This window comes from Campylobacter sp. IFREMER_LSEM_CL2151, from assembly GCF_025771725.1.
In the GTDB taxonomy this organism is placed as follows: domain Bacteria; phylum Campylobacterota; class Campylobacteria; order Campylobacterales; family Campylobacteraceae; genus Campylobacter_D; species Campylobacter_D lari_C.
On record NZ_JAKMQT010000001.1, the window covers coordinates 160,059 to 181,296 of the forward strand.

At 29.8% G+C, this 21,238-nt stretch carries 16 protein-coding genes; 11 read left to right on the forward strand and 5 right to left on the reverse strand.

What is annotated here, in order from left to right:
- Positions 1–119: 119 nt before the first annotated feature.
- Both L8V82_RS00855 and L8V82_RS00860 read right to left on the reverse strand, forming a co-directional pair.
- On the reverse strand, positions 120–3,632 hold the full coding sequence (locus tag L8V82_RS00855; protein ID WP_263723665.1) for an acyl-[ACP]--phospholipid O-acyltransferase: 3,513 nt from the start codon (positions 3,630–3,632) through the stop codon (positions 120–122).
- 69 nt (positions 3,633–3,701) lie between these two features.
- Entirely contained in the window at positions 3,702–4,310 is a 609-nt protein-coding gene (locus L8V82_RS00860) for an NAD(P)H-dependent oxidoreductase (protein ID WP_263723666.1), read from the reverse strand.
- Between the two features lie 126 nt (positions 4,311–4,436).
- On the opposite strand from L8V82_RS00860, the gene L8V82_RS00865 reads away from it, so the two are divergent.
- The 4 genes from L8V82_RS00865 (at position 4,437) to gltS (ending at position 10,164) form a co-directional block, all read left to right on the forward strand.
- Positions 4,437–5,570, forward strand: coding sequence for an efflux RND transporter periplasmic adaptor subunit (locus L8V82_RS00865; RefSeq protein ID WP_263723667.1), 1,134 nt, complete (start codon positions 4,437–4,439; stop codon positions 5,568–5,570).
- Positions 5,567–7,498, forward strand: a complete 1,932-nt coding sequence (locus tag L8V82_RS00870; protein WP_263723668.1) for an ABC transporter permease — start codon at positions 5,567–5,569, stop codon at positions 7,496–7,498. The genes L8V82_RS00865 and L8V82_RS00870 overlap by 4 nt, the downstream gene beginning before the upstream one ends.
- A gap of 1 nt (position 7,499) precedes the next feature.
- On the forward strand, positions 7,500–8,840 hold the full coding sequence (locus L8V82_RS00875; RefSeq protein WP_263723669.1) for a TolC family protein: 1,341 nt from the start codon (positions 7,500–7,502) through the stop codon (positions 8,838–8,840).
- Between the two features lie 115 nt (positions 8,841–8,955).
- Complete coding sequence (gene gltS, locus L8V82_RS00880) at positions 8,956–10,164, forward strand: sodium/glutamate symporter (RefSeq protein ID WP_263677566.1); 1,209 nt, start codon at positions 8,956–8,958, stop codon at positions 10,162–10,164.
- Between the two features lie 23 nt (positions 10,165–10,187).
- Here the strand turns inward: gltS and nth are convergent, their stop codons facing one another.
- Complete coding sequence (gene nth / locus L8V82_RS00885) at positions 10,188–10,814, reverse strand: endonuclease III (protein WP_263723670.1); 627 nt, start codon at positions 10,812–10,814, stop codon at positions 10,188–10,190.
- Positions 10,815–10,892: 78 nt separating this feature from the next.
- On the opposite strand from nth, the gene L8V82_RS00890 reads away from it, so the two are divergent.
- From L8V82_RS00890 to L8V82_RS00910, 5 genes are all read left to right on the forward strand, one after another.
- On the forward strand, positions 10,893–11,708 hold the full coding sequence (locus tag L8V82_RS00890; RefSeq protein ID WP_047208348.1) for a peptidylprolyl isomerase: 816 nt from the start codon (positions 10,893–10,895) through the stop codon (positions 11,706–11,708).
- Positions 11,708–12,772 carry a class II fructose-bisphosphate aldolase gene (gene fbaA / locus L8V82_RS00895; RefSeq protein ID WP_263723671.1) on the forward strand — a complete coding sequence of 355 codons (1,065 nt, stop codon included), beginning with the start codon at positions 11,708–11,710 and terminating at the stop codon, positions 12,770–12,772. Before L8V82_RS00890 ends, fbaA begins: the two co-directional genes overlap by 1 nt.
- A gap of 75 nt (positions 12,773–12,847) precedes the next feature.
- On the forward strand, positions 12,848–14,179 hold the full coding sequence (locus tag L8V82_RS00900) for a MotA/TolQ/ExbB proton channel family protein (protein ID WP_039626332.1): 1,332 nt from the start codon (positions 12,848–12,850) through the stop codon (positions 14,177–14,179).
- A complete protein-coding gene (locus tag L8V82_RS00905; protein WP_263672026.1) occupies positions 14,166–15,116 on the forward strand; it encodes an OmpA family protein in 951 nt (316 codons plus the stop codon). Before L8V82_RS00900 ends, L8V82_RS00905 begins: the two co-directional genes overlap by 14 nt.
- Entirely contained in the window at positions 15,103–15,987 is an 885-nt protein-coding gene (locus L8V82_RS00910) for a 1-aminocyclopropane-1-carboxylate deaminase/D-cysteine desulfhydrase (protein ID WP_263723672.1), read from the forward strand. Before L8V82_RS00905 ends, L8V82_RS00910 begins: the two co-directional genes overlap by 14 nt.
- Here the strand turns inward: L8V82_RS00910 and L8V82_RS00915 are convergent.
- Positions 15,958–17,322, reverse strand: coding sequence for a sodium-dependent transporter (locus L8V82_RS00915; protein WP_263723673.1), 1,365 nt, complete (start codon positions 17,320–17,322; stop codon positions 15,958–15,960). The two genes, L8V82_RS00910 and L8V82_RS00915, sit on opposite strands and share 30 nt — an antisense overlap.
- Positions 17,323–17,424: 102 nt before the next feature.
- Here L8V82_RS00915 and L8V82_RS00920 point away from each other — a divergent pair, with 102 nt between their 5' ends.
- The gene (locus L8V82_RS00920) at positions 17,425–18,600 is read left to right on the forward strand and encodes an NAD(P)/FAD-dependent oxidoreductase (protein ID WP_263723674.1); all 1,176 of its coding nucleotides are present in this window, start codon (positions 17,425–17,427) and stop codon (positions 18,598–18,600) included.
- A 21-nt stretch (positions 18,601–18,621) separates the two neighbouring features.
- On the opposite strand, the gene dsbD is transcribed toward L8V82_RS00920, so the two are convergent.
- On the reverse strand, positions 18,622–20,313 hold the full coding sequence (dsbD, locus tag L8V82_RS00925) for a protein-disulfide reductase DsbD (protein ID WP_263723675.1): 1,692 nt from the start codon (positions 20,311–20,313) through the stop codon (positions 18,622–18,624).
- 92 nt (positions 20,314–20,405) lie between these two features.
- On the opposite strand from dsbD, the gene ppk2 reads away from it, so the two are divergent.
- Complete coding sequence (gene ppk2 / locus L8V82_RS00930; protein ID WP_263674532.1) at positions 20,406–21,233, forward strand: polyphosphate kinase 2; 828 nt, start codon at positions 20,406–20,408, stop codon at positions 21,231–21,233.
- The last annotated feature ends 5 nt before the right edge of the window (positions 21,234–21,238 follow it).

The following is a 21,238-nucleotide window of genomic DNA, read 5'->3' on the forward strand; positions in this document are numbered from 1 at the left end:
AAGGCTAGCTTATGTATAAGATAAATAAAATAGAAAATTCTATTACAAAAATTAGAAAAAAGTATGAAAGAAATTATCTATAAAATTAGTTTAGAATTAAAATAAGCCAAAGGCTTATTTTAATGAGTTTGTAAAATTTTAGCTAAATCTTTAGCGCCTTTTAAATCCACTTTACCAGAACCTAAAAGCGGAATTTGTTCTACTTTAAAATATTTACTTGGTTTAAAAATAGCAGGCATAGTAGAGTTTTTAATCGCTTCGCAAATTCCATCAAAGTCTTGCTCTTGACATTCTACTAATAAGCATACCATTTCACCTTTTTTATCATCATCTAGTGCAACTGCGCAAAATTTTACTACATCTGTATTGATAAATTTAGCAATTTCTTCTTCTAAAGCTCCTAAAGATATCATTTCCCCACCAATTTTTGCAAAACGAGAATAACGATCTACTATATATAAAAAGCCATCCTCATCTACATGGCCTTTATCGCCGGTATTATACCAGCGTATGCCATCGATTTCTTTGATAACTTCATCGGTTTTTTCTTTATTGTTTAAATAACCCACCATAACCTGATGGCCACCAATGAGTATTAATCCATCTTCTCCATGATTTAAACTTTCATAAGTAGATGGATCTACTATGCGTATAGCACTTCCTGGTAAAGGCATACCTACACTACCTTCTTTATTTGCACGGTGTAAAATCCAATAATCAGGATCAAATTTATTCGGTAAATTTACACTTGCAACCGGAGTGGTTTCAGTGGCTCCATAGCCTTCAAAAATAGGTTTTTTAAATTTCATTTCAAAGGCAGTTCTTACTTCGCTTTTGAGTTTTTCAGCACCTGAAACGATAATCCTTAAGCTTTCAAACATAATCGCATCAAGTTTTTTATTTCTTGCATAAATACCTAGAAAAGTTGAAGTAGCACACATAATGCTAACATTATTTTTTACTATAGCTTTTGCTACACCTAGCGCATCTGTTGGATCAGCATGTGTTATGCTTTTAATCCCTTCTAATAAAGGCATAAAAGTAGTTACAGTTAATCCAAAAGCATGAAAAGGTGGTAAAGAAGATAAGACAACATCTTCATTTTTTGCACATAATACATCTGAAATTTGAGCTATATTGCTTAAAATATTGCGATTATTTAGCATTACTCCTTTAGGTGTTCCCTCGCTACCACTACTAAATAATATAGCAGCTATGGCAAGGTTTTGTTTATTAGGCGCAAATAATGCTTTTATTAAACAAGTAGGTAAGATACTTACTAAAGCAAGCATAGAAAAGATTTTGAGTTTTTGTCTTTTAAAGTTTGCGATAATATCTTCCATAAAAATGATTCTAATATGCTCTTCAAATTCTAGTTTTATACCTTTATTTTCTAATTTTTCCATAAATTTTCTAGAGGTATAAATTTGTTGAATTTGAGAACTTTGAATGGCTTGATTAATCGCTTTTACGCCTGCTGTGAAGTTTAAATTTACCACGATTTTATTTGCAAGTAATACAGCTAGATTACAAAGAGAACTAGCCATAGAAGCAGGGAGTAAAATTCCCACGCATTCTTCTTTTGGAGCATAGCTTCCTTGGGTAGGTTGTATATTTAACTCATGCGATCTATTTTTTATGAAAGAGCTAAAAACTAAACTTAAAGCAAGCATTTTTCTATAGGTAATACCACCTATTAAAGGATCAACAATAGCTATTTGATTTAAATTTCTTTTAGCGCTATCTATCCAAGCTCTAGCTATAGTATGCATACTTTCACATTGAGATTTCCAAGCAATAAAAGAAAGTTCAAAAACTTTTGTTTTAACCACTTCTTTTTTAGTGTGTATTGGCAAGCTTTTTCCAAAAGCAATAGCGATTTTTCTTTTGCTTATTTTACGATTTCTTGCTGAAAATTCTTCATCACTTCTTGAAAAAGCACTTCCCCAAAGTCCTCTAATATAAAAAGGCAAAATCACTCCATCTTGTTCTTCTAATTTTGAGCAAACTAACTCAAATCCGCCTTTAAATTCATTAAGCTGTCCATGGCGTGAGAGTACTCCTTCTGGGAAAAGACAAACTAAATTTCCTTTTTTAATATGCATAGCAATAAGCTCTAAGCTTGATTTGCTAGAAGCACTTGAAACAGGAATAACTCCAAATTTATCAAGAAAAATTCTAATATACCACTTAGAATAAATGCTTTTTTCCATAACAAAATAAATTTTTCTTGGTATAGCCATTTGTACAATAGCCCAATCTATAAAAGATATATGATTGCCAAGCAATAATGCTCCACCTTTTTCAGGAATATTTTCAAAACCTTCTACTAATAAACGGTAGCGTTGAAAAAACGCTATACTCATTAATAAACGCACTAAAGAAAAAGGCAATTTACTTAACACATAAATGCTTCCAAAAAATGCTACAGCGATGATAAAATAAAACAAATTTATCACTTCAATTTTAGCATATGCAGCAAAAGTAGCTAGTGCTAAAAAGCCTAACATAAAAATATTTTGTATGAAATTATTTCCTGCTAAGACTTTTCCTAATTCATTTTCTTTTGCATGAAATTGTATTAGAGAATTTAAAGGTATGATAAAAAATGCTCCGCTTAAACCAAAAATAAAAAACACTACACTATAACTTAGTAAGTTTTCTAAAAATGGCATTAAAATGCTCATTAGAAAAATCCCTAAAGCACCTAGTGGTATAAGACCTAATTCGATGTAATTTTTAGAGAATTTACCACTAATAAGCGATCCTATAATCACTCCTATACCAGAAAAAGCTAAAGAGCATTGTACATAAAAGGTATTTTCTATGAAAAGATCATTTTTTGTATATACAGGAAAACTTACTAAATAAAGTTGTGATATGGCCCAAAAAAGTGAAATTCCTACAATACAAAGCCAAATGATTTTATGAGAAAATATTGTTTTTAAATTAGAGGTTAAAAGCTTTCCTTGGAAATATTGTTTTTTATCAAAACTTAAATTTTTATCTTCTTCTTTTAAGCTAGGAAGTTTATAAGCTAAAAAAAGTTCTAATACAGCAAAAGCTATTAATACAAAACCCAAAGGCGCAATTTGCGTTAAAATATCTGAAGGAGTGTTAAAATTTGGCTCAAAAAGCATTTCAAAGCTTAGAGAAAATACTGCCATACCGGCTAAAATAGCCACAATACTTACTGCATTTACTGCTCCATTTCCCATAGCTAAAAGCTCTTTTCCTACTAATTCTTTTATAAAACCATATTTTGCAGGAGAGTATAAGGCAGATTGCACTCCCATGATAAAAGTCATTACAAAAGCAAGCCAAAATGCTCCAATATAATAACACAAACAAATAATACAAGTTAATATTACTGAAAATAATGCAGATATTTTCATGATTTTATTTTTAGGAAATTTATCTGCTAAAAATCCAGAAGGTGAAAGCATAAGGATAAAAGGTAAAAGCATTAAAGCATTAACAATAGCAGTTAAAAAAAGTTGGGTGCTATCTTCATAAAATTTATAGATAGTGTTTTGTATAATGATTTTGTGTCCTAAATCCACAAAAGCGTTAATAAAAGCTACTGCTAAAAATGGCAATACGCCAAAAATCTTTAAAAAATTTCCTTGCATTTAAAACTCCATTTTATTTTAAAAATATTATTTTATTATATAAAATTTAAATGGAGTTTTGATATTTGATTAATCTTTAAATTCTACCACTTCATCAAATGCAAAACGAACTTTTTCTACGCTAGTATTTTCTTGGGTATGTCCTAAAGTAACGAGCATAGATACTCTTTGTTTGGTGGTGTCTAAATTTAAATATTGATTGATTTTATCTTTATCAAAGCCACCGATAATACATGAGCCCAAATTTAAACTATAAGCAGCATTGATAATATTTGCAATAGCAAGATAACTTTGTTCTTTTGCATAAATAAAACTTTGTTCCAAATCCATTGCGTCTAAAAATGGCTTATAAGTTTGCAAGCGTTTGTTTAATTCTTCTTGGCTTAAACCTCTCTTTTTTAGTTTTTCTTCAAAATAATCTTTAAAATCAGCCCTTGAAATCACAACTATAATAGCAGCGCAATTTGCTACATGGCTTTGATTATTAGCTATTTTAGCAATTTCTTTTTTATGTTCATCTTTTTGAAAAACTAAGAATTTCCAAGGTTCAAGTCCTAAGGAACTAGGAGATAATCTAGCGCATTCTAAGATATATTCTAAATTCTCTTTAGAAATTTTTTCTTGGGTGTAAGCTCTAATAGAAGAGCGATTTTGCATTAAATTTAAATAATCTTGCATTATTTTTCCTTTTTTTATTTATCTTATATCTTATAAGCTTTAAAATTGTTAAAATTATATTTTATTGTTACAATTTTATTTTTGCTTCATACAAATGTTTTATTATATGATTTTTAAAGGATTAAAATGAAAAAAATAATTTATTTAAGCATATTTTTGATTATACTCATTATAGGGGTGTATTTTTTCTTTTTTGCAAATAAGGAAGAATATAATTATCTAACTTATGAAGTTAAAAAACAAGACATCACTCAAAGTATAGAAGCAATTGGCGAAGTTTATGCAAAAACCCAAGTTGATGTTGGTGCACAAGTTAGTGGGCAAATTACTAAACTTTATGTAAAATTAGGTGATCATGTTAATGAGGGTGATTTAATCGCACAAATTGATAAAGATAAGCAACAAAATGATTTAGATATTACCAAAGCTCAACTTGAAAGCGCAAAGGCAAATTTAGAAAGTAAAAAAATCGCTCTTGATATAGCTACTAAACAATACCAAAGAGAACAAAAGCTTTATACTAAAAAGGCTACTTCCTTAGAAAATCTTGAAAATCTTAAAAATACTTTTTATGCTCTAAGAGCAAATGTGGCTGATTTAAAAGCTCAAACTACTCAACTTGAAATTTCTTTAAAAAATGCTCAAAAAGATTTAGCTTATACTACTATAACTGCACCTAGTAAGGGTGAGATTATTAATGTAGCAGTTGAAGAGGGGCAAACTGTAAATGCAAACCAAAATACACCAAGTATAGTGCGCTTGGCCGATTTAAGTGAAATGGAAATTCGTATGCAAATAGCTGAAGCTGATATTAATAAAATCAGTGTTGGAAAAAAGGTAAAATTTAGCATTTTAAATGAGCCTGATAAAAAATATGAAGCAACTATTTCAAGTATAGATCCAGCAAATACTACCATAAGTGATGCAACAAGCAATACAAATTTAAACTCAAACTCAAGTACTAGCACTAGCGCTGTGTATTATTATGCAAGGGTTTTTGTAAAAAATGATAATAATTTTTTACGCATAGGTATGAGTACAGAAAATGAAATTGCTATTAAAACAGAAAATAATACTTTAGTTATACCAACTTTAGCTATAAAAAGCGATACAAGTGGTTATTATGTAGAAATTTTAAAAGCCAATAATATAAGTGTAAAAACACCTGTTAAATTAGGCATCAAAGATAGTTTAAATACTCAAATTTTAGATGGTATTAATGAGGGCGATTTAGTTATCATAGGTAAAAATAAAAAATGATACGCTTAGAAAATATACAAAAAAAGATTAATAATACAACTATTTTAGAAAATATTAATCTTTATATTCAAAAGGGAGAATTTGTAGCCATTATAGGGCAATCAGGTAGTGGGAAAACCTCTCTTTTAAATATTATAGGAACACTTGATGAACCAAGTAGTGGAAAATATTTTTTAGATGCATATGAAGTTACAAATTTAAGCAAGGATGAAAAAGCAAGGATTAGGCGTGAAAAAATAGGTTTTATTTTCCAAAGATATAATTTGCTTAGTCTTTTAAATGCTAAAGATAATGTAGCCTTACCTGCTGTTTATGCAGGTAAAAACAAACAAGAAAGATCGCAAAAGGCTAAAGAATTACTTTCTTTTTTAGAGCTTGATCATAAAGAATTATCAAAGCCAAATGAGCTAAGCGGGGGACAACAGCAAAGAGTTTCCATAGCAAGAGCTTTGATGAATGGTGGTGAGCTTATTTTAGCAGATGAGCCAACAGGTGCGCTTGATTCTAAAAGTGGTAAGATAGTTTTAGAAATTTTAAATAAACTAAATGAGCAAGGACACACCGTAGTTTTAGTCACTCATGATAGGGAAATAGCTGCTAGAGCAAAAAGAGTTATAGAAATTAAAGATGGTAAGATTATAAGCGATAGTGGTGCAAAAAAAGCAGATGAAATAAAAGCTAAGTTAATGCCAAAAGAGAAAAAAAGCTTTAATTTGCTTAAAAATCAGCTCTTTGAAAGTTTGAAAATGTCCATAGCTTCCATTGTAGCACACAAACTACGTTCTTTGCTTACTATGCTTGGTATTATCATAGGTATAGCTTCAGTAGTTTGCGTGGTTGCTTTAGGACTTGGAGCCCAACAAAATATACTTGCTTCTATTAGCTCTATTGGGACTAATACCATAGAAGTTGTTTCAGGGCGTGGCTTGGGAGATATTCGATCGGGTAGAACAAGACTAAATTTAAGTGATTTAAAAACTTTAAGCTCTTTGCCTTATTTAGAAGCAGTAGAAGCAGATGTAGGCAAAATAGGGGTAGTAACTTATAAGAATAATTCTTTGCAGGCTAGAATTTATGGAGTAGGGCCAAATCATCTAAGACTTAGAGGTTTTGTGATGGTAGATGGTAGGTTTATTAATAATGAGGATATAAAAGATAATACTAATATTTGCATTATAGATGAAAATGCTTTGAGAATTTTATTTGATAATATCAGTGCTAAGGATGTTTTAGGTAAAAGCGTGATTTTTAACAAACAGCCTTTAACCATAGTTGGTGTTTTAAAAAAAGAAAGAGACAATAAAGGCTTTAGAGCTGATGAAAATACTATTAAAATTTATACTCCTTATTCTACTTTGATGAATAAAATCACAGGGGATAAACAAATAAGAGCCATAGTAACTAAGGTAAAAGATGAGGTAAATCCTGCTTTAGCTGAGGAGGCTATGGTAAAAATTTTAGAGATTAAACGCGGAAAAAAAGATTTTTTCACTATAAATTCTGACGCGATTAAAAATGCTATTGAGGAAAATACTGCTACTTTAACTTTACTCATTTCTTCTATTGCGGTGGTATCTTTGATAGTAGGTGGTATTGGTGTGATGAATATCATGCTTGTTTCAGTAAGTGAGCGTACAAGGGAAATTGGAGTTAGAATGGCTATTGGAGCTAGAAAAGAAGATATTTTAATGCAGTTTTTAATCGAAGCTGTGTTGATTTGTTCTTTGGGGGCTATTTTTGGAGTAATGCTTTCTTTTATTATCATTGAAGTATTTAATTCTTTAAATTTTGGTTTTACGATGATACTTTCATTAAATTCAGTATTTTTAGGGCTTTTAAGTTCAGTTTTAATCGGAGTGGTTTTTGGATTTTTTCCGGCAAAAAATGCAGCAAATTTAAATCCTATTAGTGCTTTATCAAAGGAATGAGATGAGAATATTTTTATTATTTTTTATAGCCTTTTTTTTAAATGCTTGTGTAGGTGTAAAATTAGAGCAAGTATCTCAAGAGCAAATAAAAAAAGAATATTTTGAAGATTTTAATGCAAGCAAGGCTTGGTGGGAAAAATATAATAATCAAGATTTAAATAATATCTTAAAAGCTATTATTGATAACAACAAAGATCTAAATGTAGCAAGAATTAATTTTTTAAGCACTTTAGCTAGATATAAGCTTTTAAATTTAGATCTTTATCCTACTTTGAGTGGAAATTTAGGTGCTAATATAAGAAAAAATTTAAACAATGGCACAGAAATGCATAGTTTCTCAAATGGCATTATGTTAAATTATGAGCTTGATATATATGGCAAAATTTCAGATCAAGTTGCTAGTTCTGAATTTTTAGCAAAAGCAAGCGAATATGAGTTGCGTTCTTTAGAGCTTGATACGATTAATTTATCGATTAATAGTATTTTTGAATTGATTTATTTTAATGATGTAGATCGCTTGCTAAACAATCATTTAAAAAATCTTGAGCAAATGCTAGAAATTTATACTACTAAATTTGATTATGGCAAGGTTGAGTATATTGATCTTTTAAATATCAAAAAGTCTTTATTAAATACTAAACAAAATATCATTACAAATTTGCAAAATAAAGACTTAACACTTAAAAATATAAAAGATTTACTAGGTAAAGATGATGAGTTTTTGATTAATAAAATGCTAAATTATACACTTGAAGATTTTTCTTTACAAAAAATTAATTTTGATATAGAGCTAAAAATGCTTGCTTATAGACCACAAGTTCAAGCAAAGCTAAATCAACTTATGGCTTCTTATAAGGATTATGCAAGTATGCAAAAAAGTATTTTACCTAGTATAAAAATATTAGGAAATTTAGATGGGAATGATAAAAATATTGATGAGAGTTTTAAATTTTTAATCTTAGGAGGTAATGTTGTTATTGACTTACCATTTTTGGACTTTTATAGAGTAAGACAAAATGTAAAAATTTCTGAATTTACATACCAAGCACGCTTATATGAGTATAAAGACGCATTACAAAGAGCTATTCATGAGTTTAAACTTTGTTATGAAAATGATAAATACTATAATGATTTGTTAAATTTAGTAAAAGATATCAATACTAACCAAGCAAAAATTACACAATTATATTTTGAAAAATACGAACTAGGGCGTAATGAGCTAAAAGATTATCTTGATGCGGATGCTTTGCTTATTAATTCATTCCAAGAGCTTAGTAGAGCAAAACTATCTTTGCTTAAAAATATTAATTTGTATCATAATATAGTATTAATTTCAGAGTAGAAAAGACTTAAAAATGTTTCATTTTGTAATATTTTAAGTAAAGAATAATATTTATTTGCGTTGTTTTAAAGTCATTTAGAATACAATTGATGAATAAATCAAACAAAGGAGAGGTATGAAATTTGATTTTTATGCAACGCTAGTTACTATGGTTATAGTATTGCTTTTGGGCGTTTTTGTCATTAAAAGGGTAAAATTTCTTCGTGATTATAATATCCCTGAGCCAGTTGTTGGTGGTGGAATAGCTGCGATTATTCTTTTAATCTTGCATAGTTCTTTTTCATTAAATATTAAATTTGATGAATCTATGAAAGATCCGCTAATGCTTGCATTTTTTTCAAGTATTGGTTTGTTGGCTGATTTTGCTTCATTAAAAAAAGGTGGTAAAAAGTTAGCAATTTTTTTAGTAGTAGTTGTAGGCTTGCTTTTTGCTCAAAATATAGTTGGTATAGGTGTGGCAAGTGCTATGGGGCAAAATCCACTAATGGGACTTATAGCAGGTTCTGTTACAATGAGTGGTGGCCATGGAACAGGTGCAGCTTGGGCGGCTGAATTTATTAAAGAACCTTATTTGTATTCTAGTGCAACTACTGTTGCTATTGCTTGTGCGACTTTTGGGCTTATCTCAGGTGGTATCATAGGTGGACCTGTTGCAAGATATTTGGTTAATAAATACAAATTAGTAGTTCCAAAACAAAATGATGATAAAGATGCGATTTTAAATTTCCAATCTCCAGAAAAAGAAAGATTAATCACCCCATCTTCTTTTATAGAGTCTTTAGCATTGATTGCTTTATGTTTATTAATAGGTAATGCTTTATCTACTTATATTAAAACAAATACAGGTTTTACTTTACCAACTTTTGTGTATTGTCTTTTTGTGGGTGTGGTTTTAAGAAATGTTTTATCGGCTACAAAAATTCATCATGTGTTTGATAGAGAAGTATCAGTTTTAGGTAATGTAAGCTTGTCTTTATTCTTAGCTTTAGCGTTAATGACTATTAATCTTTGGGATCTAGTAACCCTTGCACTACCGATGCTAGTAATTTTAGTAGTACAAGTTGCCATGATGGCTGCTTTTGCTATATTTGTAACCTTTAGAGTATGTGGAAAAGATTATGATGCAGCAGTTTTAGCAGCAGGACATTGTGGTTTTGGTTTAGGTGCTACTCCGACAGCTATGGTAAATATGCAAACTGTAACAAATCACTATGGTATGAGCCATATGGCATTTATTATTGTGCCTTTAGTAGGTGCATTTTTCATAGATATAGTAAATGCTTTAGTGATTAATGCTTTCTTGTATCTACCATTCTTTCATTAAAATCATCTAGCACTAATTTGGTGCTAGATTAATTTTTTATCTTTGCTCTTACACAAATGATTTAAAAAACACTCTTTACATAAAGGATTTTTAGCCTTACATGTATAGCGTCCAAAAAGCACCATAGCTTGATGAAGATAGTTTAGATTATCTTTAAAAATTTTAGTTAAATCTTTTTCAGTTTCTTCAGGGGTTTTAGCTTTACTAAGATTAAGTCTGTGTGAAACTCTAAATACATGAGTATCTACAGCCATGCAATTAGCCCCACACCATTCTATCATCACTACATGTGCGGTCTTTTGTCCTACACCTGCTAGAGTTTTTAAATCTTGCTCATTCATAGGAATTTCGCCATTAAATTGCTCACAAACTGCTTGAGCCATTTTGATTAAATTTTGTGCTTTATTATTATAAAATGAGCAAGAATTAATCAAAAGCTTTAAAGATGATAAATTTGCCTTAGCTAAATCTTGCACACTAGGATAAGCATTAAATAAAGCCGGCGTGATGAGATTAACCCTTTTATCAGTGCATTGAGCTGAAAGCATAACACAAACTATAAGTTCATAAGCATTACTAAAAACTAATTCTGTTTTTGCCTCTCCAAAATGCTCTAAAAATAATTTTTTAATTTCTAAATTTCTTTTCATAAACTTATTGTATGTTAATCGGCTTTAAATAAAGTTTAGATATAATAAAATCAACAAAACTATTTCAAAGGAAAAACAATGAAAAAAATTTCTTTAGTTGCTGCGGCTTTATTAACAGGTTTGAGTTTAAATGCTGCGGTGGTTGCAACCCTTGATGGAAATAATATCAGCGATACAGAAGTGAATGAGTTTTTTGCTCCTATGTTAAGAGGTGCTAAAATCACTGATTTACCAGCTGAGCAAAAAAAAGCAATTATTGATCAATATATCGTTCAACAACTTGTATTAAAAGATGCTAAAGCTCAAAAAATAGAAAACGATCCTTCATATAAAGAAGAATTAGAGCGTGCTAAAGAAGCTATTTTAGTAAATATCTATCAAAAGAAAATTTTTGATTCAATTAAAAATAATGATGCTAAAGCTAAAAAATTCTATGAAGCAAATAAAGATAAATTTACTAAACCAGCTCAGGTAAAAGCTAAGCATATTTTGGTAACTAGTGAAAAAGAAGCTAAAGATATTATTGCCGAGCTTAGTAAGCTAAGTGGAAAAGCTTTAAATGATAAATTTGCTCAACTTGCAAAAGAAAAATCAATCGACAAAGGTTCTTCAGCTCAAGGTGGTGATCTTGGTTGGTTTGCTGAATCAACTATGGTAAAACCATTTGCTGATGCAGCTTTTTCTATGAAAAAAGGTACTATTTCTAAAACACCTATAAAGAGTGATTTTGGATATCATGTTATCTTAAAAGAAGATGCTAGAGCAAAAAGTACTATGAGCTATAATGAAGTAAAAGCAGGTATTGAAAGCAATATCAAAATGGAAGAATTTAAAGAACTTATGAATAAAAAAGCTCAAGAACTTCTTCAAAAAGCAAAAGTGGAATACAAATAATGGGTGTATTAGATCTTGTTAAACCAGGTGTTTTAAGTGGTGATGATCTAAATATCGTATATAATCATGCAAAAAAAGAAGGATTTGCTATCCCTGCGGTAAATGTCGTGGGGACAAATTCTATCAATGCGGTTTTAGAAAGTGCTAAAAAAGTTAATTCACCTGTGATTATTCAGTTTTCAAATGGAGGAGCTAAATTTGTAGCAGGAAAAGCTTGCCCAAAAGCTGATGTACTTGGTGCTATAAGTGGTGCAAGACATGTGCATTTAATGGCAAAAGCTTATGGAATTCCGGTGATTTTACACACAGATCATGCTGCTAGAAAACTACTTCCTTGGATTGATGCTTTGATTGAAGCAAATATTGAGTTTAAAAAAGAAACAGACAAACCTTTGTTTAGCTCTCATATGATTGACTTAAGTGAAGAGGATTTAGAAAGTAATCTAAGTACTTGCGAAAATTATCTAAAACAAATGTCTGAACTTGGAATTTCTTTAGAGCTTGAGCTAGGATGTACGGGCGGTGAAGAAGATGGGGTGGATAATACTAATATCGATAATGCAAAATTATACACTCAGCCTGAGGATGTAGCATTAGCTTATGAAAGACTTTCTAAAATTAGTGATAGATTTTCAATCGCAGCTAGCTTTGGTAATGTACATGGAGTATATAAACCAGGAAATGTGATTTTAAGACCTGAAATTCTTAAAAACTCTCAAAATTATGTAAAAGAAAAATTCAATCTTGGTGAAGATAAACCAATCAATTTTGTTTTCCATGGTGGCAGTGGTAGTGATATAGAAGATATCAAAACTGCACTTAGCTATGGTGTGATTAAGATGAATATTGATACAGATACGCAATGGGCTTTTTGGGATGGTGTTAGAGAATATGAGCTTAAAAATAAAGCTTATTTGCAAGGACAAATTGGTAATCCTGAAGGCGATGATAAGCCAAATAAAAAATACTATGATCCAAGAGTATGGCTTAGAGCGGGCGAAGAGAGTATGATCAAACGCTTAGAGTGTGCTTTTAGTGATTTAAATTGTATCGATAGAAACTAAGAGTTTTATAACTCTTAGTTGATTTTCCTGTGAAGATTTCAAATTTTTAGAGTAAAATTAACAAAGGTTTATAAAATGGAAGTTAAAACAACTGATGATTTTTCTGATCTTGTATTGCCTGAGGGAAAAGGTAGTACAGGAATTGTTGCTTATTTAAAGATTATTTTTATCCCTGCTATATTGTATATTTTAGTGCTTTTAGGATATTTTGGAAAGATTGATTTTAAAGTAGAATTACATAGTGTTGTAATGATAGGGATTATCTTTTTAGTGGCTTTGATCTTTGCTAGACATAGTGCTGATTATGCTTCAAGTATTTTTGAGCAACAAAAAGATGAGTTTAAGCTTATATTAAAACGCTATATTATGAAGCATTTTTTAGTTATAGGTAAAGAAACAAAGTCAAATGCTAGTTTTGATGATTTTGCTTATGCTTATGTAAAAGATTTAAGAAATGAAAATTTTGCTTCTGTGGGTGCAGCTATTTTTCCTATGCTTGGTATTTTAGGAACTTTTATAAGTATAGCCATGTCTATGCCAAATTTTAATTCAAGTGACACAGCAGGTTTAGAACAAGAAATTTCAGTTTTATTAAATGGAGTAGGAACAGCCTTTTATGTATCAATTTATGGAATTTTCTTAGCACTTTGGTGGATATTTTTTGAAAAATACGGTAGTAGTAAATTCCAAAAACTTCTAAATCGTCAAAAAAATGCAACAAGCGATTTTTTCTGGTCTAAAGAAGAAATTGATAGAAAATATCTTCAAGAAAGTTTGCAACATTTTGAAAAAATAGGCACGATTTTTGAGCATGTGAGCAATGAGGAATTTTTTAAAGAACTAGATAATACAATAGATAGAAAATTCAAAGTTTTTCAAGAGCTTGTAAATGCTGAGGAAAAAGCTGTAAGATTAAGCAGTGAGCATGTAAAACAAACTATGAGTGATTTATCTAAAACCCAAAGAGAGCAAAAAGATATAGTTAAAACTTACAGCGAAATCGCAAATGCGGTAAATATGTTAAATTCAAACATAAAGGATTTAACTTTAAGAATTTCAGAACAATACAATAGACTTTTAGATGTGAGTTCTGATAAGATTGTCCATCTAGATAAAAGTGTGAGTGCTTTAGATGAAAAGGTGAATAATTTTTCAAATAATATTGAAAAATATCAAAATCTTATGCTTGATAATCAAACTAAACTTTTCGAGGGCTTTAGAGCAAGTATTATAGAAGGTATGCACACTTTTAAAGAAGCTTATGAAGATGAAAAAAATATCGATGAAAAAATTTCACTAATGCAAGAATTTAAAGAAGAAAGTAAAGAATTAGACGAGCAAACCACACAAGTTATTGCAAAGCTTGAAAATCAAAAAGAAGATGAAAAAATAGATGATAAAAAATAATTCTAACAATGAAGAAAATAATTTTTGGATAGCTTATGCAGATTTAATGGCGGGCTTGCTTTTTATATTTATTTTGCTTATTGGAGCTATAGTTGTTAAGTATGTTTTAACTCAAAGTGATTTGCAAATCATAAAAGAAAATCTACAAAAACAAGAAGAGCGCTTAAGAGAGAACAAAGAAGAATTAAATCAAAAAGAAGATATTTTAAAAAATCTTAGCCAAAAACTAAATAATACTTCAAGTACGCTTGATGATGTTAATAAACAAAAACAAGCTTTAGAGGCTAATATTACTAAACTCAATCAAGATTTAAATTCAAGTTTGGATGAAAAAGATCAGCAAATTTTTGCTTTACTTGAGAGATTAAACAAAAAAGATGAAGAAATCAAAGAATTAGAGCGTAATTTTGATGAGGCAAAAAGTAAAATCAAAGAATTAGGTTTAATCAAAGAAAATACCATTAAAAATCTTCAAGCAAAATTTGATACTAATATTACTCTAGATTCTAATACAGGGGCGATAGTTTTACCTTCTGAAGTGCTTTTTGATACAAATTCTTTTACGCTAAAAGCGCATGCAAAAGAAAATTTGAAAGCGATTTTAACGCAGTATTTTGACAATATTTTAAAAGATGAAAATATCTTAAATAGCATAGAAAATATAGTCATAGAAGGTCATACAGATAGCGCTGGCTCTTATATATACAATCTTGATTTATCACAAAAAAGAGCTTATGCTGTGATGAGTTTTATACACTCATTTTACAAAGATCCAAGATTGCAAAAACTTTTAATGGCAAGCGGTAGGTCTTATTCTGATGTGATTATGAAAGATGGTAAAGAAGATAAAGAAGCAAGCCGTAGAATAGAGATTAAGTTTAATATCAATACAAATAATGCTTTAGAAAAGGTTGAAAAATACCTTGATAGCAAGTAGAATTGATGTTTTAAAATACAAAGATTTTGAATTTTTACTCAAAAGAGATGATTTACTAGGTTATATCAATGGAAATAAGGCTAGAAAACTAGCCTTTTTTGAAAAAAACAAACATTTATTTAAAAAAGGACAAAGATTTATTTCTTTTGGTTCTTCTCAAAGTAATGCTTTAGTTGCTTTAGCTAAGTTTTGTTATGAAAATAACTTTTCACTTATTTTTGTTTGTGAAAAAATGAGTTCTTTTTTAAAAGAAAATCCCCATGGAAATTTAGAATTTGCATTAAAACACAATGTTGAGTTGGTAGAAAATATAAATTATCTTACAAGAAGATTGCAAGCTTTAGCTTTAAAAAAAGATGATGATGTTTTTATAGAAGAGGGTGTGGCTATAAAAGAAGCTGAATTTGGATACCAACAACTAGCCTTAGAGCTTAGTGAGCAGTTAAGTGAAAATGTAAGTATTTTTTTGCCCTCAGGTACAGGAACTTCTGCGGCTTTTTTGGCTAAACATAGTAAATTTAAAGTTTTTACATGTGCTTGTGTAGGCGATAGTGCGTATTTAAAAGAGCAAATTTTAAGCTTAGAACCAAATTATGATTTTAATAATTTAACCATACTAAATCCACCTAAAAAATATCATTTTGCTAAGCCTTATTTGGAATTTTATGATCTTTATCAAGATTTAAAAAAAGAATGTGGAGTGGAATTTGATTTGCTTTATGATATGGTGGGTTTTAAAACTTTATTAGCTCATAAAGAGCAATTTGGTGGAAAAATCTTATATATCCATCAAGGAGGCCTTGAAGGAAATATAAGCATGTTAAAGCGTTATGAGTATAAATTAAAAAATTCCAAAATAAAAAATCACTAAGATAATCAAAGGTATAATAAATTTAACATAATAATACCATAATTTAAAAATACTTCCTTTTAGGGTATTTTGATTAGAAAGCTCATAAATAGCATCTTTTTTAAGCACCCAACCTACATAAATACAACAAAAAAATGCGGTTAAAACAAAGAATATATTTCCACTAATAAAATCAAAGCTATCAAAAATATTTTTTCCTTTGATGACGGTAATATCTCTTAAAGGACCATAAGTAAGTATGCATGGTAAATTTCCCAAGACAAAAATGCTTCCAAGTGTTAGATTGATAGCAGTATTTTTAGCTAGTTTAAATTTTTCTTCCAAAACACTGATGATTACTTGATAAATTGGCAAGCTTGTGGTAAGTGCAGCGATGATTAAAAGTAAAAAGAAAAACACGCAAATTATACTTCCAAAAGGTATATGTGAAAACGCAACAGGTAAGGTTTTAAAAACCAAAGATGGCCCACTATCAGGGGTTAAACCTACACTAAATAAAGCAGGGAAAATCATAAATCCAGCAAGTACTGCTATGAGGGTATTTAAAATTCCTGTATAAACAGAAGTTTTGATTAAATTCTCATTCTTCTTAAGGTGAGATGATAAGGTTATCATTACGCCAAAACCCAAAGATAAGGCAAAAAATACTTGTCCTAAAACATCTATAAACAATTTAGGAGTGATTTTGGAAAGATCAGGAGTAAGGTAAAATTTCACACCCTCGCTTGCTCCTTCAAGAGTTAAATTACGCGCAACAACAACCAAAAGGCAGATAAATAAAAACGGCATAAGGTATTTTACTGACTTTTCTATGCCATCAATCACACCTTTTTTTAAGATAATCCAGTTAATTATTACAAATATAGTAGTAAAAATTCCTATTAATAAAGGATTGTTTTCTATGGTAGAGCTATAAAATTCGCTTGTATATTGAGCATTAATGGGACTTGAAAGATTAAAATCACCTATGATGATTTTAAAAATATAAGCTAAAACCCATCCACCTATTACCATATAATAAGCCATGATTCCAAAACTTCCCAAAAGTCCCATATAGCCAACACTTTGCCAAGAATTAGATATTTTAACTCCATCACTTGTTTTTCCGCCAAAAGCATCGACTGAATTTAGCATTCTACGTCTTCCTATAACATTTTCAACCAAAATCACAGGAATTCCTATAAAAATCATAGCTATACAAAAGGCTAAAACATAAGCACCGCCTCCATTTTCACCTACTAAGTATGGAAAACGCCAAGTGGCTCCAAAACCAATAGTCGCTCCTGCTACTGTAAGGATATAAGTTAGCGTATTGCTCCAAGTTTGTCTTTGCATGCTTTTTCCTTGCTAAATTTAAATAAAAAATATTTTAAGATAAAAAATAATACCATTATGCCAAATTTTTATTTATTTTTTTATCAAATTAAAGGAAAATCCATGCAAAAAAAGAAAATTTTGTTTTTAGGTGCAGGATATGCTACTTTATCGGCTATAAAAGCCTTACCTGATGAGTTTTTTGAAAAAGCACAAGTGAGTTTGATTAATAACAATTCTTATCATTATCATACTATTTTACTACACAAAGTAGCTTCCAATGAAGATATTTATAGTTCAAAATATGATCTTTTGCCTTTATTAAATCCAAAAATCAACTTTATCCAAGATGAAGTTTTAAAAATTTCTAAAGACAAAGTTTTTACTAAAAATAATGAATTTGACTTTGATATTTTAGTATGTGGGCTTGGTTTTGCTAAAGAAACTTTTGGTATTAAAGGTATGCAAGAATATGCTTTGAGTATAGATAATTATGAAAATGCTTTAAAAATTAATGAAATAATATATGAGAAAATAAAAAATTATAAAATCACTCAAAATGAAGATGATTTAAAAATCACAGTTTGTGGTGGGGGCTTAAGCGGGGTTGAATTTATAGCTTCTTTAGCTAAAGAGCTTAAAATCTTTTGTCAAAAAGAGCAAATTGCTTATGAGAAATTAGAGCTTTCTATTATCGAAGCCATGGATCAAATTTTACCTATGTTTGATAAAAGTTTGGCTTTAAAAGCAAAGCAAAGGCTAGAAGCACTTGGTGTGAAAGTATATGAAAAATCTAAAATTATAGAATGTGAAAAAAATGGTATAAGACTTGATGGGGGAGAATTTGTTAAAGCTAATACTATCATTTGGACTGCAGGGGTTAGGGGTAATAGTGTTATAGAAAATAGCTCAGATTTTCCAAGTGCAAGATCGCGTATAGAAGTAGATGCTTTTATGCATCCATTAAATGTTGAAAATGCGTCAAAATACTTTTTTATAGGCGATAATAGTTTATTTAAAAATCCTAAAACCAACACTCCTTATCCTCCAACAGCCCAGCTTGCATTAAGAGAAGGAGCTTATGTAGCCAAAGCTTTAATGGCTATGATTGATGAGAAAGAATTTAAGCAAGAATTTTCTTTTATAAGTGGAAATACCGTTTGTTCCATCGGAAAGGATTATGCAGTTGGCACGGTTTTACATAAGCCAATTAGTGGTTTTTTAGCAATAAAACTTAAAATTTTTATAGAAAAACTATGGCAGTATCAACTTGAAGGTTTGAGGGGTTTTTTGAAATAAAATTAATTTTAAATAGAGTTTTTAAGGAACTCTATTTAAAAACTCATTCGCATCTACATAGCCTATAATACGTCCTTTTTCCTCGCCTTTGTTAAAAAATATCATCACAGGAGGCCCAAAAACTCCAAATTCTTTCATAAGAGCTAAATCTTCTTGGCTATTGTGTGTTACATCTGCTTTTAAAAGTGTGTAATTAGCAAGCAAATTTTGTACTTTTGTATCTGTAAAAGTATATTCTTCCAAAAGTTTGCAGTTTTCACACCAAGTAGCTGTAAATTCAAGCATGACTGGTTTGGTAGAATTTTGTAATTCTTGCTCAAGTTCTTTTAAGTTTTTAATGGTTTTAAAACTTAAACTAGAGCTATTTTCTTTTGAAGCAAGATTAAACTCAAGAGGTTTTAGCAAGCTTTTTGAACTCATTGAGCCGCCTAAAATTAGACTTAAACTATAAGCTAAAATTAAAATCATACTTGCTTTTTTAAATTTATCAAAATTAGTTTTTGCTTCATCAAATAGCCCCATAAAGCTAGCAAAAAATACTCCTATAACCCCATAAAGCATTAAAATGATGTTTGCACTAAGTATTCTTTCTAGCATCCAAACTGCCATGATGAGCATGATAAAGCCAAAGAAAATTTTTATTTTAAGCATCCAAGCTCCACTTTTTAAAAAACTTCCTCCAAGTCCTATTAAAAGTAAAGGCATGCCCATACCAAAACTCATCACAAATAAAGAAAGTCCTCCTAAAAATACATCGCCACTATTAGTAATATAAAGCAAAGCCCCTGCTAAAGGTGCAGCCACGCAAGGTCCTACAATAAGAGCCGATAAAAAGCCCATAATAGCTATACCAAAAACTCCGTTTTTGCCTTCTATTTTTTTATTGATAAAATTTTGAAATTTAAGTGGCAGTTGTAATTCATAAAGGCCAAACATAGAAAGTGAGAGCAATACAAAAATACCCGCAAAAGTAATGATAATCCAAGGTTGTTGCAATAAACCTTGTACATTAGCTCCTGCAAGACCTACTAAAGCACCTGCTATAGCATAAGCTAAAGACATAAAAAAGACATAGATAAAAGATAAATAAAAGCTATGTTTTTTAGATGGTTTATCTTTGAGTTTCATTGCGATTAATGATGAAAGAATAGGTATCATTGGTAAAATACAAGGAGTAAGTGCTAATAATAAGCCATAACCAAAAAAAGTTAAAAGTGTGATAAATATATTTTGTGTGCTTAAATCATTAGCAATTTGCTCATCTTCATTTTGCTTTTTAAATTGATCTTTAGTAGATTTTATAGTATAAATTCCTTTTTGTTTATTAAGTTCATAATTTACATATACAGGACGATAGCATAAACCTTCTTCTGAGCAACCTTGATAAGCTAGGGAAAGTTTTGCTTTGTTATTTTTAACAAAATCATCTAATAATAATTGAGGTATAAAAAGTTCAAGTTGGCTAAAGATTACTTCTTTGTTTTCTCTAGTTTGAGTTTGTGGGAAATTTAATAAAGAAGTAATGTCATTAGAGTCTAATTCTACTTTGATTTGATCTTTGTAAAGATAAATTCTATCTGCAAGATTGATTTTTAAAAAAATTCCTTGATTGTTGCTATGGGTATTGAGTTTAAAAGCTTCATTGAGTGATAATACTCCATTATTAGCAAAAGCTAAATTGAAAAAAATAAAAAATACCACTAAAAAACGCATTTTTCTCCTTGAAATTGAAAATTAAATTTGTTTTATTTTACTTATTTGTGGTAAATTTAAGTTAATAATTATCCTAAATTAAGGAGCCTGTTATGGACAAAGACAAATTTACTCTCATTAAGGTAAAAAAATCAACACTTGAGTATGAAAGTGAGCTTAAAAGATTACAAATTGAGCTTTTAAAATTTCAAAATCATGTTAAAGATAAAGGATTAAAAGTTTTGATTTTAATCGAAGGACGCGATGCAGCAGGAAAAGGTGGTGCTATTAAGAGATTAATTGAGCATTTAAACCCTAGAGGTTGTCGTGTGGTGGCACTTGAAAAGCCAAGTGATGTGGAAAGAACTCAGTGGTATTTTCAACGTTATGTGACGCATTTGCCTGCAGCAGGAGAAATAGTGATTTTTGATAGATCATGGTATAATAGAGCAGGAGTAGAGCCTGTGATGGGCTTTTGTACTCCAAATGAGCATAAAAAATTCTTGCGCGAGGTGGCTTCTTTTGAAGAGATGTTGCTTGATAGTGGAATTTTATTTTTTAAATTTTATTTTTCAGTTTCCAAACAAGAGCAAAAAAGACGTTTTGAGCAAAGAAGAACAGATCCACTAAAACAATACAAATTATCTCCGGTTGATGAAAAATCCCAAGAATTATGGGACAAATACACCCTAGCAAAATATTCTATGCTTTTAGCTTCTAATACACCAAAATGTCCTTGGGTGATTATTAATTCAGATAGTAAAAAGAAAGCAAGAATTAATTTGTTTAAGTATTTACTTAGTGTTTTAGAATATCCAAATAAAATTAAAAATAAGTATTTTAAATACGATAAAAAATTAGTCCGTAGTGGTGAAGAAGAAATTCGCAAAATGGAGCTTAGTTTAAATGATGAAAAACTTAAAAAATTTGATAAAAAATAAGGGAT